Annotated in this window: 19 protein-coding genes; 8 read left to right on the top strand and 11 right to left on the bottom strand. The window is 35.7% G+C overall.

Going from position 1 to position 15,409, the window contains the following annotated elements:
- Positions 1-35: 35 nt before the first annotated feature.
- Together KI338_RS12480 and KI338_RS12475 are read left to right on the top strand one after the other, a co-directional pair.
- Positions 36-2,192 carry an ATP-dependent Clp protease ATP-binding subunit gene (locus tag KI338_RS12480; protein WP_212921346.1) on the top strand — a complete coding sequence of 719 codons (2,157 nt, stop codon included), beginning with the start codon at positions 36-38 and terminating at the stop codon, positions 2,190-2,192.
- Positions 2,193-2,519: 327 nt separating this feature from the next.
- On the top strand, positions 2,520-2,816 hold the full coding sequence (locus KI338_RS12475) for a hypothetical protein (protein ID WP_212921345.1): 297 nt from the start codon (positions 2,520-2,522) through the stop codon (positions 2,814-2,816).
- Between the two features lie 69 nt (positions 2,817-2,885).
- Here the strand turns inward: KI338_RS12475 and KI338_RS12470 are convergent, their stop codons facing one another.
- On the bottom strand, positions 2,886-3,446 hold the full coding sequence (locus KI338_RS12470) for a sugar O-acetyltransferase (protein ID WP_212921344.1): 561 nt from the start codon (positions 3,444-3,446) through the stop codon (positions 2,886-2,888).
- A gap of 142 nt (positions 3,447-3,588) precedes the next feature.
- On the opposite strand from KI338_RS12470, the gene KI338_RS12465 reads away from it, so the two are divergent.
- From KI338_RS12465 to KI338_RS12450, 4 genes are all read left to right on the top strand, one after another.
- A complete protein-coding gene (locus tag KI338_RS12465; RefSeq protein ID WP_212921343.1) occupies positions 3,589-4,473 on the top strand; it encodes a ComEC/Rec2 family competence protein in 885 nt (294 codons plus the stop codon).
- A 146-nt stretch (positions 4,474-4,619) separates the two neighbouring features.
- Positions 4,620-4,994 carry a GntR family transcriptional regulator gene (locus KI338_RS12460; RefSeq protein WP_212921342.1) on the top strand — a complete coding sequence of 125 codons (375 nt, stop codon included), beginning with the start codon at positions 4,620-4,622 and terminating at the stop codon, positions 4,992-4,994.
- Positions 4,984-5,838, top strand: coding sequence for an ABC transporter ATP-binding protein (locus KI338_RS12455; RefSeq protein WP_212921341.1), 855 nt, complete (start codon positions 4,984-4,986; stop codon positions 5,836-5,838). Before KI338_RS12460 ends, KI338_RS12455 begins: the two co-directional genes overlap by 11 nt.
- Before the next feature lie 2 nt (positions 5,839-5,840).
- The gene (locus KI338_RS12450) at positions 5,841-6,542 is read left to right on the top strand and encodes a hypothetical protein (RefSeq protein WP_212921340.1); all 702 of its coding nucleotides are present in this window, start codon (positions 5,841-5,843) and stop codon (positions 6,540-6,542) included.
- A 38-nt stretch (positions 6,543-6,580) separates the two neighbouring features.
- On the opposite strand, the gene KI338_RS12445 is transcribed toward KI338_RS12450, so the two are convergent.
- From KI338_RS12445 to KI338_RS12410, 8 genes are all read right to left on the bottom strand, one after another.
- On the bottom strand, positions 6,581-7,357 hold the full coding sequence (locus tag KI338_RS12445) for an ABC transporter permease (protein ID WP_212921339.1): 777 nt from the start codon (positions 7,355-7,357) through the stop codon (positions 6,581-6,583).
- The gene (locus KI338_RS12440; protein WP_212921338.1) at positions 7,357-8,271 is read right to left on the bottom strand and encodes an ABC transporter ATP-binding protein; all 915 of its coding nucleotides are present in this window, start codon (positions 8,269-8,271) and stop codon (positions 7,357-7,359) included. The genes KI338_RS12445 and KI338_RS12440 overlap by 1 nt, the downstream gene beginning before the upstream one ends.
- Positions 8,271-8,462 (bottom strand): PLDc N-terminal domain-containing protein, encoded by a 192-nt coding sequence (locus KI338_RS12435; RefSeq protein ID WP_212921337.1) that lies wholly within the window; start codon positions 8,460-8,462, stop codon positions 8,271-8,273. Before KI338_RS12435 ends, KI338_RS12440 begins: the two co-directional genes overlap by 1 nt.
- Before the next feature lie 21 nt (positions 8,463-8,483).
- Complete coding sequence (locus KI338_RS12430; protein ID WP_212921336.1) at positions 8,484-9,584, bottom strand: DUF1648 domain-containing protein; 1,101 nt, start codon at positions 9,582-9,584, stop codon at positions 8,484-8,486.
- A complete protein-coding gene (locus tag KI338_RS12425) occupies positions 9,581-9,973 on the bottom strand; it encodes a GntR family transcriptional regulator (RefSeq protein WP_212921335.1) in 393 nt (130 codons plus the stop codon). The genes KI338_RS12430 and KI338_RS12425 overlap by 4 nt, the downstream gene beginning before the upstream one ends.
- A gap of 283 nt (positions 9,974-10,256) precedes the next feature.
- A complete protein-coding gene (locus tag KI338_RS12420; protein ID WP_212921334.1) occupies positions 10,257-10,373 on the bottom strand; it encodes a YfhE family protein in 117 nt (38 codons plus the stop codon).
- Between the two features lie 57 nt (positions 10,374-10,430).
- A complete protein-coding gene (locus KI338_RS12415) occupies positions 10,431-10,985 on the bottom strand; it encodes a GNAT family N-acetyltransferase (RefSeq protein WP_212921333.1) in 555 nt (184 codons plus the stop codon).
- Positions 10,986-11,256: 271 nt separating this feature from the next.
- A complete protein-coding gene (locus tag KI338_RS12410; protein WP_212921332.1) occupies positions 11,257-12,141 on the bottom strand; it encodes a TIGR01777 family oxidoreductase in 885 nt (294 codons plus the stop codon).
- Between the two features lie 68 nt (positions 12,142-12,209).
- Between KI338_RS12410 and recX the strand changes: the two genes are divergently transcribed.
- Positions 12,210-13,028 (top strand): recombination regulator RecX, encoded by an 819-nt coding sequence (gene recX, locus KI338_RS12405; protein ID WP_212921331.1) that lies wholly within the window; start codon positions 12,210-12,212, stop codon positions 13,026-13,028.
- A gap of 73 nt (positions 13,029-13,101) precedes the next feature.
- Here the strand turns inward: recX and KI338_RS12400 are convergent, their stop codons facing one another.
- Positions 13,102-13,761: an SDR family NAD(P)-dependent oxidoreductase gene (locus KI338_RS12400; RefSeq protein WP_212921330.1), complete on the bottom strand. Its 660-nt coding sequence runs from the start codon at positions 13,759-13,761 to the stop codon at positions 13,102-13,104.
- A 102-nt stretch (positions 13,762-13,863) separates the two neighbouring features.
- Between KI338_RS12400 and KI338_RS12395 the strand changes: the two genes are divergently transcribed.
- Positions 13,864-14,199, top strand: coding sequence for a YfhH family protein (locus KI338_RS12395; RefSeq protein WP_212921329.1), 336 nt, complete (start codon positions 13,864-13,866; stop codon positions 14,197-14,199).
- Between the two features lie 52 nt (positions 14,200-14,251).
- On the opposite strand, the gene KI338_RS12390 is transcribed toward KI338_RS12395, so the two are convergent.
- A complete protein-coding gene (locus KI338_RS12390; protein ID WP_212921328.1) occupies positions 14,252-15,238 on the bottom strand; it encodes a metal-dependent hydrolase in 987 nt (328 codons plus the stop codon).
- Between the last annotated feature and the right edge of the window lie 171 nt (positions 15,239-15,409).

Raw genomic sequence — 15,409 nt, 5'->3', positions numbered from 1 at the left:
TAAAATGGTTAACGATGAAATAGGAGGAATGGAATATGAAATGTCAAAAATGTGGTGTAAATGAAGCGAATATTAACATGGCAATGCAATTTAATGATGAAAAAATGCAGATGCACCTTTGCAATTCATGTTTCCGTGAAATCCAAGAAAATATGATGAATGCAAATGGATTTTTCCAAAATCCGTTCTTTGATGGAGAAAATGATGCATTTGCACCAAATTTTTTCCAGGATAACGGTTTCGCAAATGCAAATTCTAACACTGCTACACAAACCAAACAAAAAGCGAAGAAACGTAATGGATTACTAGATCAGCTCGGTAAAAACTTAACAGACGCAGCTCGTGCTGGCGAAATTGATCCAGTCATTGGTCGTGATCAAGAGGTTAAGCGAGTAATTGAGACCTTAAATAGAAGAACAAAAAATAATCCCGTATTAATTGGTGAGCCTGGAGTTGGTAAAACAGCAATTGCGGAAGGACTAGCATTAAAAATTGCTGAGGGTGCCGTACCAGCAAAATTAATGAATAAAGAAATATATCTTTTAGATGTAGCTTCACTAGTTGCTAATACTGGCATTCGCGGTCAATTTGAACAACGTATGAAACAATTAATAAAAGAATTGCATCAACGAAAGGATACCATTTTATTTGTTGATGAAGTCCATCTTTTAGTAGGTGCAGGAACTGCAGAAGGTTCTCAGATGGATGCAGGTAATATTTTAAAGCCTGCCTTAGCCCGAGGTGAGTTACAAATAATTGGTGCAACAACCCTAAAAGAGTATCGTCAAATAGAAAAAGATGCTGCTCTTGAACGTCGATTCCAACCAATTATGGTAAAGGAACCAACTATTGAAGAAGCAATTCAAATACTAAATGGTTTAAAAGAACGTTTTGAAAAATTCCATGAAGTTCGCTATTCGGATGAAGCAATCCGTGCATTTGTTACACTTTCTGCACGGTATATTCAGGATCGCTTTTTACCAGACAAGGCAATTGATTTAATGGATGAGGTTGGTTCACGATTAAACCTAACAAATTCACAAAACGATTCTGTCTCCATTCAAAAGCGTATTGATGAAATTGTGAAGGAAAAAGAAGCTGCTGCAGAACAAGAGGATTATGAACGTGCAGCAAATCTTCGTTACCAAGAAATACAATTACAAAAGCAGCTAGAAAAGGCAAAAGGTGAAGAACAGGTAATAGATGTCGATGTCTCTGATATACAATTGATTGTTGAAGAGAAAACGGGTATTCCTGTAACGAAGCTACAAGCTGATGAACAAGAGAAAATGAAAAATATTGGTGAAAATCTTCGTAAAAAAGTAATTGGTCAGGATAAAGCAGTAGATAAAGTTGCTAAGGCTATTCGACGCAGTCGAGCAGGCCTAAAATCTAAATATCGTCCAATCGGTTCCTTCTTATTTATTGGCCCTACTGGTGTTGGGAAGACAGAACTAACGAAAGCATTAGCCGAAGAGTTATTCGGTTCGCGTGATGTGTTAATTCGTCTTGATATGAGTGAGTACATGGAGAAACATTCTGTGTCTAAAATCATCGGTGCACCTCCAGGATATATTGGCCATGACGAAGCAGGTCAATTAACAGAACGTGTTCGTCGTAGTCCATACTCTATTATCTTGCTAGATGAAATTGAAAAAGCTCATCCTGATGTGCAAAATATTTTCCTCCAAATCATGGAGGATGGTCATTTAACAGATTCCCAAGGCAGAAAGGTAAGCTTTAAGGATACTGTTATTATCATGACAAGTAATGCTGGAACAGGTTTTAAACCAATCACGGTTGGCTTTAATAAAGACAAACATGAGTCTGTATCAACATTAGAAAATTTAAGTGCTTATTTTAAACCAGAGTTCTTAAACCGTTTCGATTCTATAGTGGAGTTCAATGAATTAAGTGAAGATAATTTAATAGATATTGTTGACTTAATGCTTGGTGAATTGAAGAACACGATTAAAGAAAATAATATGGAAATTACGATAACTAGTGATGCGAAGAAATCACTTGTAAAACTTGGCTATGATCCTAAATTTGGTGCTCGACCATTACGCCGAGTAATCCAAGATAAAATAGAAGATCCGTTAACAGATCTTTTACTTGAAGAAGAGAATGTAGACAAAATTCACGTGTCAGTGAAAGATGGCGAAATAGTAGTAAATATGGCATCTGAATAAGTAAAAATGTTGTGACGCATTGGAATAGTTTCCAATGCGTTTTTTTTCGGATATTTTTCTTTATTTCTCTCCATAGAATAAGCTATGTTAGAATGACCAATTGTTGGTAGTACTAACCTTCTTACATAAAGATGAATAATAATTTGTAAAGAAAAATAATCAAATATTTAAAAGGAGAATAAAATGAGGCTGAAAAAAGTTTTGCTAGTGTTAGCAATCTGTTTTCTTATTATTTTGCTTGGCTGTAAGAGTGAGGAAATCGTAATGACTGGAACACTAGCTTAGAAGAAACACAAAAAATTGAAGTGTTAGGAGAAAATAATTCGGGTGATAGCAACCATTACGGATAACGAGGGCATAGAAGAAATTGTTCAGGCACTTCAGATAAATAAGTGGAAACTAGAAAAAGCACCTTCAAATTCTAGCATTGAAAAGAGATTCATTTTATTTAATAGTGAAATGAAAAAACTTGGCGGGTCCAATGATAAAGAAAAAGAACTAAAGGAAGTCGCTAAGATAATGGTTTTTCAGGATGTTCCGTATATCGACTTCCAAATTAAAAAACAAACGTTTAGCTTTAAGGTGCCTGAAGAAGTATCTGATTATATGTATAATATTCAATAGATATGTTGCTGTGGGAAGGAATAACGTCTCTCTTAATGAGGTGTTATTCCTTTACCTTTAATATTTATTTTAGTTTTCAATCTGTTTTATTATTTTTGCAGGGTTTCCACCAACCACTACATTATCTGGTACATCCTTCGTCACAACAGCTCCAGAACCAATGACAACGTTATTACCTATCGTAACCCCTGGATTAATAATAGAACCCCCACCAATCCAGACGTTGTCACCAATACTAACAGCCTTACCAAATTCTACTCCAGATGTTCTTTCTTTTGCATTAAGTGGATGAGTTGCCGTATAAATGTGAACACCTGGTGCAATAAAACAGTTATCACCTATACTAATTTTACATACATCTAAAAATACACAATTAAAATTAGCATAGAAGTTTTCCCCAACATGAATATTGTAGCCGTAGTCACAACGAAATGATGGCTCTACATATATTTCACTTCCAGTTGATCCAAATAGGTCTTTTAATATTTCTGTTCTTTTCTCGAGTTCTGTTTCAACGGTCTGGTTATATAATCTCGTTAGCCTACGAGCATTAATTCTGTCTGCAACTAATACTGGGTCAGCTGGATTATATAGTTCACCATTCACCATTTTTTCTTTTTCATTTTTCAAAAGTTTCCCCTCCCTAGCTTACTGAATAATCTATCTAGCCTTATTATCTTGTTAAATAGGGGAAAAGTAAAATAAACAATAAATAATTCTTTCGGAAGCGTGAAAGTATAATAAAGAATTAAATAAAAAGGATGTATTCGTCATGCTGCAATACAAAAGATTATTTGCACTCATAATGCTGTTTTTCCTTGTTTTTGCGGCGGTAGACAAGTCACCTACCTATGCTAAACAGCTTGCCAAAAAAATGGATGTCCATTTTATCAATGTAGGACAGGGTGACAGCATATTTATTAAAACTCCGAATGGTAAGAATATCTTAATTGACGCCGGACCACCAAGAGCAGGGAAAATAGTAGTTCAGTATTTGAAAGGACTTGGCGTTGATAAGCTTCATCTTGTTATAGCTACTCACCCAGACCGAGACCATATCGGTGGGCTCCCAGCTGTTTTGAATACATTTGAGGTGGAACATATTTTAGATTCAGGGAAGCTACATGTAACAAGGGCTTATGCTAGCTACATGAATGAGGTTCGAAGGCAGGAAATACCAATGACAATTGCCAAGGTAGGCAAACATATCTCCATTGATCCACTACTAGATTTTCGCATTTTAAATGGATATGGAAAACGAAAGAGTAATAATCAATCCTCGATTGCACTTAAGCTTAGCTATAATGACGTGGATTTTTTGTTTCTAGGAGATATTGAGGATAGACAAGAAAAGAAAATCGCCCAAAAATATGATGTACGAGCAGAAATAATTAAGATTGCTCATCATGGATCTAAAACAAGTAGCTCCAGTAAGTTTCTAGAAGAAGTGGATCCAAGTGTGGCCATTATCTCCTACAGTAAATTTAATCGTTTTGGTCACCCCGTCAATCGCGTTATCGAAAAACTAATCGAATTAAACACACATATATATTCCACTGCAGCATTTGGTGATTTAGTTATATATACAGAAGGAAAAAACTACTTTATTTATCCTCAAAAATCACCACTGCAAGGAATCTTGCAGGATGCCAACTAAACGACAGGTGCCAGGGCCACAGTATTGTGATTCCTGGCACCTGTTGAAATTTGTTAAGAAAATTTGCAAATTATTGTTGACAAAAAGGTTCTATTGTTATATGGTTAGTTACATAAGTAATGAACCATATAACGAGGAGAAGAAAAATGAAAAACCAATTGGATGAAAACAAGCCAATTTACCTCCAAATTAAAGAGCATATCGAAGATTCCATCATCAATGACTCGATAAAAGCCGGGGAACGAGTACCTTCTACAAATGAATTCGCATCCTTTTATAAAATAAATCCGGCTACCGCAGCAAAGGGGATAAATGAGCTAGTGGCTGAGAATATTTTGTTTAAACGAAGGGGTGTTGGAATGTTTGTCACAGAAGATGCAAAAGAAATTATTATAGATAAGCGTAAGCAGACCTTTTATGAAAGCTATATTTTGCCATTAAAGGAAGAAGCTAAAAAGTTACACATTAGCCAAGCAGAGCTAATAAGTATGATGGAGGGAGAACAAGGGGATGAAGATTGAAGTAAAAAATATAACGAAGAAGTATGGGGAAAAATTAGCATTAAATAGCCTAACCTTTCAACTTGATGAGCCGAAGATATATGGGTTGCTAGGGCGGAATGGTGCAGGTAAAACAACCTTTATGGAAATCCTAGCAGGACAGATTTTAGCTAGTGATGGTGAAATTTTAATAGACGGAGAAAATCCTTTTGACAATCAATCATTGACAGAGTCAGTTTGTTTAATCAAAGAGGGGAATAATTTTAAAAAAGATTTAACCATGAAAAACATCTTAAAAATTAATTCTTATTTCTATCCATCCTGGGATCAAAAACTAGCAGATACATTAGTGAAGGAATACAATCTTAATCCAAAGGCAAAGGTGAAAACATTATCCAAAGGGATGGAATCTGCACTTGGAATTATTGTCGGACTCGCTAGTAAGGCGCCAATAACGGTTTTTGACGAGCCATACATTGGTCTGGATGCCGCAGCACGGAAGAAGTTTTATAATATCTTATTAGAAGAGTTTGAAGATGAGCCGCGAACGATTATATTTTCTACACATCTTATTGATGAGGTTAGCTTAATGTTTGAAGAGGTTATCATATTACAAGAAGGAAAATTAGCCCTGCAAGAGGATGCTGATGTATTACGAAAGAGGTCTTATGCAGTATCAGGGTCTCTCGAGCAGGTGAAAGCCTTTATTCAAAATAAAGAGGTAATTACTACGAAGCAACTTGCGGGTATGATGACCGCATATGTTTTTGGAAATATGGAAGAGGCAAAGGTATCGGGTCTTACGGTTGAAGGTGTACCTATTCAAGATCTTATGATTTATTTAACAGAAAGGAAGGGGGCATAATCATGAATAAACAAATAAAGGGTTTACTCTATTTTTACATCACTGATATTCGTCACTCCCTACTCATTTTTTGGTCAATTCTATTACTTGTTTTAATTGTATCATTAGCATTTTCATACTATCTTCTCGGAATTGAAGATGGAGCTTTTACATTTGGATTTCCATTCGCTATTTACATCTACTGCATCATCTTAGGATTTTTGACGGTAAAGGAAACGATTCCATTTGCAATAAAAATAGGAGCAACTCGTAAAAATTTATTTATTAGTTTAGGTATATTTTTTCTTGGTGTAGCTCTTGTAAAAGCGTTAGTGGCTAATACGATTCAGGAGATTGTACTTTTCCTTACGAAAAGTACTGTGCTCGATAACTTTAAATTTCTACACCCAGCAATGTTAGTAGAAGACAACTGGTTAAACCGTGTTCTTATCGATACTAGCTTAATGTTTTTCCTCCTTGCATTTATGTTTATTATGGGCTTATTATTTTATAAATATGGTCTTGCTGGTGGTGGAATTGTAGCTGGAACTCTAGCTATCGTTTTCCTCATTGGGATTGCAAAAGGGTGGATTTTTGAATTTATCATCAGTGTTTCAAAAGAATTAGATATGGTATTCTTTATTGAGCTCCTCGGAGTAGGTGTAGTACTATACTTATTCTCCTTTGTATTTGTTCGAAGAGTTACCATTGAGAAGCGTAATTAAAATAAGCAGACTGGATAGCCTTTCCAGTCTGCTTATTATTAACCTGCCATTTCTTTTCGTTTAAACATTTGTATTGAGACTAGTACCAACAGCACTGAAATAGCCAACGCAACACCTGAAGTCGCCCAAAGATCGCCGTTAATTTTTTCTGCAGTTAGCATTTCCTGGATGTAGATTGATAGATTATTCGGGCTCCAGTCCAGAACATGGTGAAAAATTTTCGTAATAATGCTCATGATCATAATGGTCAATATCGTAAAAAATGCTACTAAACCGGAGGATTTAAAAATTGAATTATAAAAAATACTGAGTGATACAACTAATGTAAGCCATATTCCATAGAAGAAAAACACCTTAGTGAAATCGACGAAGGATAAGGTCCCATATAGAATATTTGTATAGTACCAGCTCATTAATAAGCCTAGGAAAAGAGATAGCCAGACAAGTAAAAGTAGAGACAGCCACTTTGATGTAATATAATTACTATAGGAAACGGGTTTCACTAAAATTAGTTCAGATACACCACTTTTCCGTTCTCCACTAATCGTTCCCATGGAAAGTAAGACAATAACTAATACGCCTAAGCTACTAAGCTGTGATAGACTCATCATAATCACCTCAGAGGGTGAAAAATCAGGTAGTTCAAATACTGTTCCATCAGGCATACCGCCTACTGATTCAATTATTTGCGGCAGGAAATAATTCGTTATTGGGTCCATGATAGATAGTAAAATAATAACAAGCGGAACCCAAATCCATTTTTTGTTTCTCCAATTCTCTAGTAATTCCTTTTGAAATAATGTAGACCATTGCATTAGTTATTCACCACCCTCATAAACATATCTTCTAATGAAGCGCGATTAATTGAAAATGTTGTTATTGGCCAGTGTTCCTTCGCTGCTAGAGTTAAAATTTCTTCGCGTGCTATCTTCAAATCTACAGTAGAAATAAATAGAGCACCCCGCTCAATCTTTGTATTAGCTACGGATTCAAGCGCATTAATTTTTTCCTGATAAATATCTACACTATCGTCTATTTCTAGCTTTATTACAGTTGTTTGATACTTTTTTTGTAAGTCCTGAAGTGAGCCAGACTCAATTATTTTTCCCTTGTTTAATAGTAAAAGTTCATCACTAACTTCTTCCGCATCATTTAAAATATGTGTCGAGAAAAGGATGGTCATTTCTTGTTTTAACTGCTCCATTAGAACAAGCACTTCTCTTCTACCAATTGGATCTAAAGAGGCAACAGGCTCATCAAGTATTAATAATTTTGGTTTATGAATAATTGCTTGAGCTATGCCAAGTCGCTGTTTCATTCCACCGGAATACCTTGAAATACGCTCATTACTGGCCTCTTCAGAAATTCCAACTACCTTTAATAGCTCTATAGCTCTTGTAGCTGCTTCTATTTTTGTAAGTTTTGCTAGTCTTCCACTATAGGTTAAAAACTCTTTTCCAGTCATCCAAGAATGGAAGGATGGATACTGTGGTAAATAACCAATCCACGAACGGATATCCTGATTTTTGGCTTGTGATTCAAATTGAATAGTACCCTCGGTGGGTCGCAGTAGACCAGCCAACGTACGAAGTGTAGTCGTCTTACCAGCCCCGTTTGGTCCGATTAAAGCTACACATTTGTGGTGACCAAATTTAAAGCTTATCTGATCAACGATCGTTTTTGTACCATATTTTTTTGTTAGTTTTTCTACCGTTAGTAAAGCAACCATTAGCGCTGTCTCCTTCCAAAAATAAAGTAAAGGACCGGACCAATAATGCTTATCACTATTATAATTAAAGCCCACATCCATTTAGGTCCATTCGTCTCTTTAACCTTTATCAGGTCAACGATTGCAACAATTAGCAAAAGGAATTCAATAATTAGTAAGGGTGCAAGTAAAGCCCAATTTATAGTCTCCATTTAATGGTATCTCCTTTCATTTTAAACTCCTAATAAATAAGGAATTGCAATTAACGTTCCAATTAGAACGATAAATATAATCCAAGCAAGAGGTCTTGCTAAATTAATTGTCCAGCCGACCCCAAAACGTTTCTCTAAGAATATTGCTGGGTCATTTGGATTAAAATAGATAACCCCTAATTTCCAATGCTTATCGTCATCTCGATTGATGATTTCCCCACTATTGCCTTTTGCGATTTTCACTCGGCTACCACCTTGCCCTGTTGTGATCGACAAAATTATAGCCCAGACAACTAGTATAAAAGTAAAGATTATTGAAATGTACGATATAACCGTTGGGTTTATTGAGAAAACAATAAAAAATTGGGTTAATGTTAGAAGTAAGGAAGTTCCGATTCCAGTCCCTATTAAGAATATGGACCATCTTCTTCTAAAAATTATATTTTGCTGCATAGATTCCACTGGTCTTTCAGCATGGATTTGTTGCTTTGCTTTCGCAATCATTGTATTCAAAAGCATAAATAATAGAATTAAATATAGCTGGATAATTGGTAGAGCCAGTACTGTTCGTGGCGATTTTGTAACCCAATTCGTTACTTCACCAGAAAAATTATATTGCACAGGAAACTGGTTTGGAATATGATCGTAAAACTTGAATGATACGGCAATGGTAGCAAATGAAATAAGAAAAGGGATAACAAACCAAAGATTAGAATGATTAAGTCGTTGTCTTCTAAACTCAGTGTCTATAAATACCTGCTGCGGTTTATCACTTCCCCACTTCTCTTGTTGCTTTAATTTTTTCATCTTGCGGTGAAAATAATAATAAATGGAAAAATGAGCGATTAGATATAGCCCAATAAGAGAGCTGAAATAAATGGCAAATATTTCATCGTTTATATCATTTATGGAAATGACGATAAAAAATAATAAGGTAAGTATTACGCTTGCAACTGCGGAAAAAATCACAAATTGCTTGCGCATTTTTTTTAACCTATCCGTATAATAAATCTCTTCAGGAATAGTGATTCCAAAGCTTTCAGTTCTCCTAGTCCAGTACGGAATAAAGATAGTCGAGATAAATATTGGTAACAATACTGTTAGTAAAATGATATTGTTCATGAGGTAGTCCCTCCCTTGTATGAGTTATAAATCGATTGGCAGAGCTCTAAAAACTCGAGTTCATCTACATCACGACAAATTGACTCAGCAATGATTGGTCGTAATTTTTTTTGTAGTTGTGCACGGTAGGACTCGTCAGCCTTGGGCACTCCATCTGGATTAATAACGACCCCTTTTTGACGGTGAATGAGGATAAAACCTTCTTGTTTTAATTGCTGGTAAGCCTTATTCACTGTATGAAGATTGATACCGATATCAGCTGCAAGGGATCGAACAGACGGTAAGCCTTCACCAGGCTTTAACTCCTTTCGTGCAATTCCATCAATTATTTGGTTAGTTAATTGCTGATAAATAGGCTCATTTGCTTCAAAGTCAAGGTTTATAAGCACATTGCAGCACACTCCTTTTGTTCCATCTGTTATATTTATAGTATAACAGATGGAACAAATCTGTCAATGAAAAGTATTTTGAAGTGAAACGTACTTTATCAACAGCTTTGTCCACAAGTTGTTTACTAAAGGAAAGGAATATATATTGATTATCCACATTATCAACAAGCGTATGTGAATAGATATCAACAATACTATGTGAATAACATGAAGTAGGAGGTGGTAAGTTGCTCAATTAAAATTATCTAGTTTTTTTATAGACAATAAAAAAAGACCGAAGCGGTTAGCCTCGATCTCCTTGATGTCTTGCACGGTCAGCACGTTTAAACTCTTTTTGATATAGTACTTCTTGGGTTTTGTTTAAATATTTATCCCTTATTTCACGCTTTTCCTTAGGCATGGTCATCCCTCGCTTTTTAATGCTTAGGATAACCAACTTAGGAATTTTTATACAAATTTAAACAACCTCACCATCTGCATTTGCGTCGATAATTGCAAATTGTCTATAGGAAAGATAATGCTCTTGTGAAATTGCAAAAATATCATAAATTTCTTCTCTATCATTTACTTTTGTATAAATATCTGGATAAATAGTGTTGGCTAAGGCAACGTAAGGAAGTTTAAGGACGGCTTTAGTGGAGCGGATGTTGGTTTTTCTTACTTTCATGAAGATGGTCTCGATACCATATTCTAAAAATAACTCGTCGAAAAACTGTTCCTTTGCCAGTCGATTATATCCTTTTCCAAAATAAGGCTGGCCAATCCATGTTGCTAAAAAGCCATAATTATTTTCTATATCAAATAAATTAATTGTCCCTATTGGTTGTTGGTATTCGTCAACTATTGTTCTTGATATTAATCTCCCAGATTCTTCTGCTTCTATAGTTTTCTTGGTGATAAAGTAGAATTCATCACTAGTTGCTGCTTTATGTCTAACGAAAGGAAAGACTTCAGGGTGTGACATCAACTCAAATAATACCGGGACCTCACACAACTCACGTCTTTTTAGCATAGAAAAACCCTCCTTATTTAAGCAGGAGGGTGTTCTAAGAAAAGGAATCTAGTTTAGGACCCCACCCGCGAATTTTTATTAAGATCAACAAAAATTCGGGGTGGGAATCGAACCCACTAGAACCAGATTAACTGGTGGCGCACCATTTGCCTTCCCTATTATATTTTGACTTTCATTTATAACAATACATATAATACTATGATTTAATCCAAAAGGGAACAACTTTTTTAACAAAAATCTCGACAAAATTTGTGAATTTTTTTAACAGATATTAACATAGGTCTTTTAATGCCAACTCGAGTGAAGGATAAGCAAAGGAATAGCCATAATCCAATGCTTTTTTTGGTAAGACATACTGCCCATTCAAAACAAGTTGACTCATTTCACCAGTGGCAATTCGTACGAATATATTTGGTGTTGGGAACCAGTATGGACGATGAAGGCTTTTGGCTAGGACCTGATTAAACTCTTTATTACGAACTGGATAAGGTGCAGTTATATTGTAAGCCCCAGATAACTGATCATTATGTAGAGCAAATAACAGCATCTGAACGACATCTTCTATATGAACCCATGACGTCCATTGCTCTCCACTACCAATTCTACCTCCAAAAAATAATTTAGTTGGTAAAGTCATTAATGGAAAGGTACCTCCATCCTTTCCAAGGATTACTCCAAACCTTGCGTAAACAGTTCTGATTCCTAGCTGTTTCGCCTGGAAGGCAGTCTCTTCCCAATTGACAACGACATCTGCTAAAAAATCCTTTCCTGGCTTTTTGGTTGCTTCCGTGAAAATCTTTTCTTCCGATACACCATAAAAGCCTACAGCCGAACCACTAATAAAAACGTTTGGCTTTTCTTTCATATTATTCATTATGTCAATTAGTTTTTGTGTTATTTTGATACGACTCGATTTTATTCTTTGTTTCTTCTCTTTCGTCCAGTATCCATACAGGCTTTCCCCAGCAAGATTAATGATACCGTGAATGGGCGGGAGAAGAAGAGAATTTTCAAAACCGATGTAAGTGATATTTTGCTTATTGGGGAATTTTTCAGGTGTACGGGTTAAGATATATACTTGGTGGCCATTTTGTACTAGTTTTTGTACGAGATGTTTTCCGACAAATCCAGTTCCACCAGTTAATAGATAATTCATAAGGATCCCTCACTTTTTCGAACTTTTTTCTTTTTATCATGTTATGATGAGTAAAAGAGGTGAAGAAGTTGCCAGCGAAAATTAGCCGTATTACAACACAGAAAAAAAGTAAACAGCGATATAATGTTTATCTAGTTGAAGGTGATAGCGATGCCTATGGATTCAGTGTTGATGAAGCTATCCTGGTGGAGTTTGGACTTCGTAAAGGTCTTGAATTAGATGAAGCTACAATAGAACAACTTATTAAGCAGGATACTATTCAGAAATCGTATCTTCTGGCCATAAACTATTTAAGCTACCGGATGCGTTCTCGTAAAGAAATGTACGACTATCTAAAGCAAAAAGAAGTAGAAGAAGAGCATATAGCAGTAATTATGGAACGCTTAACGAAGGAAGGACTTTTGAATGATCAGCAATTTGCTGAGGCTTTTACGCTAACACGGATCAATACTTCATCCAAAGGGCCACTTTTGGTTAAACGAGAACTAATGGATAAAGGCGTTTCTGCTGTTATAGCTGATGAGGCTATAGCTCTTTACACCTATGATACACAATTTGAAAAAGCAATGAAATGGGTAAATAAAAAAATAGGTACAAGTAAAAAGGAATCCTATAAAAAGCAGCTCCAACAGCTGCAAATGACCTTGATCCAAAAGGGCTTTGAACAGCCTGTAATAAGCGATGTCATCATGCAACTAAGAAATCAGGCAAACGATACGGATGAATGGGAAGCATTAGTTTATCAAGGCGATAAGCTTTTACGTAAATATGAAGGTAAGAAATTTGGTTATGAATTAAAGATGAAAGTGAAAGAAGGCTTGTATCGGAAAGGATTTCATATGGAATTAATAAATCAATTTATTGATGAAATAGAAGATAGAGTATAGTAAAGGACTTGTCACTTTAGGCAAGTCCTTGTTTTGAGTATTGATTATTTTTTGATGCTTTTAAAGGACCCGTCTATCGGTCAATAATAATTTCCTTCCGCCCATCATCCTCTGCAAAAATTTGCTCAGCAACTATCTCTGGAGCTTTAAGGTTAGAGGGATCCTTAACATGTTTAGATTTATTCCAAAAAGGAGTATTCATTCCGCCCATATATACCGCAGTTATCGTGAAGTCCTCATCGTTCCATTCTTCTTGAAGAGCTTCTGTAAAGCCACGAACCGCGAACTTACTTGCACAGTATAAGGATTCATCTACCTTCCCACGCAATCCCGCAGTGGAAATAATCGTTAAGATTCTTCCTTTACTTTCTCGTATAAGAGGAAGGGCAGCTTGTACAGTCAGTACGGTTCCTTTTACATTCGTATCTAATATAGCATCTATATCATCAACAGAGTAATCCATTACAGGACCAAAAATACCTATTCCAGCATTATTAATAAAAACATCGAGCTTCTCAATTCGTTGGAATGCAATTTGAACGGAAGCAATTTCTCTTACGTCACAGAGTACAACCTCAGCCTCACCACCATTTTGAAGTATTCCATGTTGGACAATCTGTAATGGAGCATTTCTTCTACCCAATAAATATACCTTATAGCCATTTTTAGCATATTGAAATGCTAAGGCCTTCCCAAGCCCAGTTCCTGCACCAGTTATTGCAACTGAAGGCATGATGAATTACCACCTTTTTAGAAAGTATTTTGAAGTGATTACCATTTCAATTGTCCTAAAGAATTGATAAAATGTAAAGAGAGTTGAAAGGGGAAGAACAATATGAACTATCGTTACAGTGATTTGTCTGTTGAACAGCTATATGCGGAAATCGGGAAGCTTAAGGAGAAAGCACAAAAGGCAGAACAATTAGGAAATATTAGTGAATTAGCTGTGTACGAACGTAAAATGCAAGTAGCATTAGCATATACATTAAACCCAGAAGACTTTTTACCAGGGAGCATATACGAAATGCGTAATGACTTAGGACATAGCTTCAAAATAAATTATATGGAAGGTGTTTTTGCATGGGGGCACCGAGTTAATCTATTGGATGAAGTATATGAAAAAGAAGAAGCAATTCCCATTTCATTATTAGGGAAAAAGCTATTAGGCTAAATAAGATTAGAGGTACTAATCGATAAGATTAGCACCTCTTTTCTAATAAAGCTTAAATAGGACTATCTCCAACATATAGTTTGTTCTGTAGCTTGTGTTCAGAGAAAATCCAGCCAGTATAGGAACTAATTATTTCTAAATCCTGGTTTATTTTTACAACTGCCACAAAAGGATAGTATGACTTGGACCGGTAACGTAAATCAATAAAGCGTACCTCAGTGTAATCATTAAATTCACTTACTTCCCAACGATACACCGGGGAAAAGGATAAAAATGCTGAAATGTTTTTGTCTTGTTTCGCTATATTGATAATCGGCCAATCTGGTAATGGAATCTTTTCGAACTCGTCAATAATTTCAATGTGACCATTCTCCACTGTTCCAACATAAAAATGAGTTGATGTTGTAATGGCTATTCGCCAATAGTTTTGCTTAACCGTCGGCGAAGTTGCAACTTCTATTGTATTTGGAAAATATGTTCGTATCGTTCTTACAATTTCTTTTTTATCCATATACCGTTTGAGGTAATATAATACAATCACTGCATATACGATGAGCCAAGTGTACCCGGGATTTGCACCTATAATCCAAGCAACTATACCTGCTAAATGCAAGGTGAAAATATATGGATCAAAGGTGTTTATAAAGCCATGGGCAATCCATCGATTTGTAAATGGGCGATATGCCTGCGTTCCATACGCATTAAAAATATCAACAAAGACATGGATAACAACTGCTAAAGCAGTCCACAGCCATAAATGAAAGAAATTGATTTGTGGTACAAATAGATGAATTATACTTGCAATAAGAACCCCCCAGAAGATAACAGCAGGAACAGAATGCGTTACACCTCGATGGTGTCTTATATAGGTAGCGTTATTACGTAATTTTAACACCGTATCAAAATCTGGTGCATGTGAACCAAGAATTGTGCCGGCAAATATAGCGTGAAATAGTACAGGATCATTGCTGACGACAGGATCAAGTGTGGATAGGCCTGCCAATGCAACCCCCATAACAATGTGGGTTCCAGTATCCATGAAGCAGATTCCTCCTTGTACAATTAAAATGTGATATAGTCTGTTTTATATGAATCGTTTTTATAGCAATATGAGGTTTTAATTTTCTCTACAATATTAAATCTGAAAAGATTCACTAAAAAAAATGTATGAACAAAGTATTGGTAGTGTTTCTTTAGTGTACCATAAAGG

Origin of the sequence: Ornithinibacillus bavariensis, from assembly GCF_018333235.1 — a bacterium.
Taxonomy (GTDB): Bacteria; Bacillota; Bacilli; order Bacillales; family Amphibacillaceae; genus Ornithinibacillus; species Ornithinibacillus bavariensis.
This window is presented reverse-complemented; position numbering and strand designations above follow the sequence as displayed.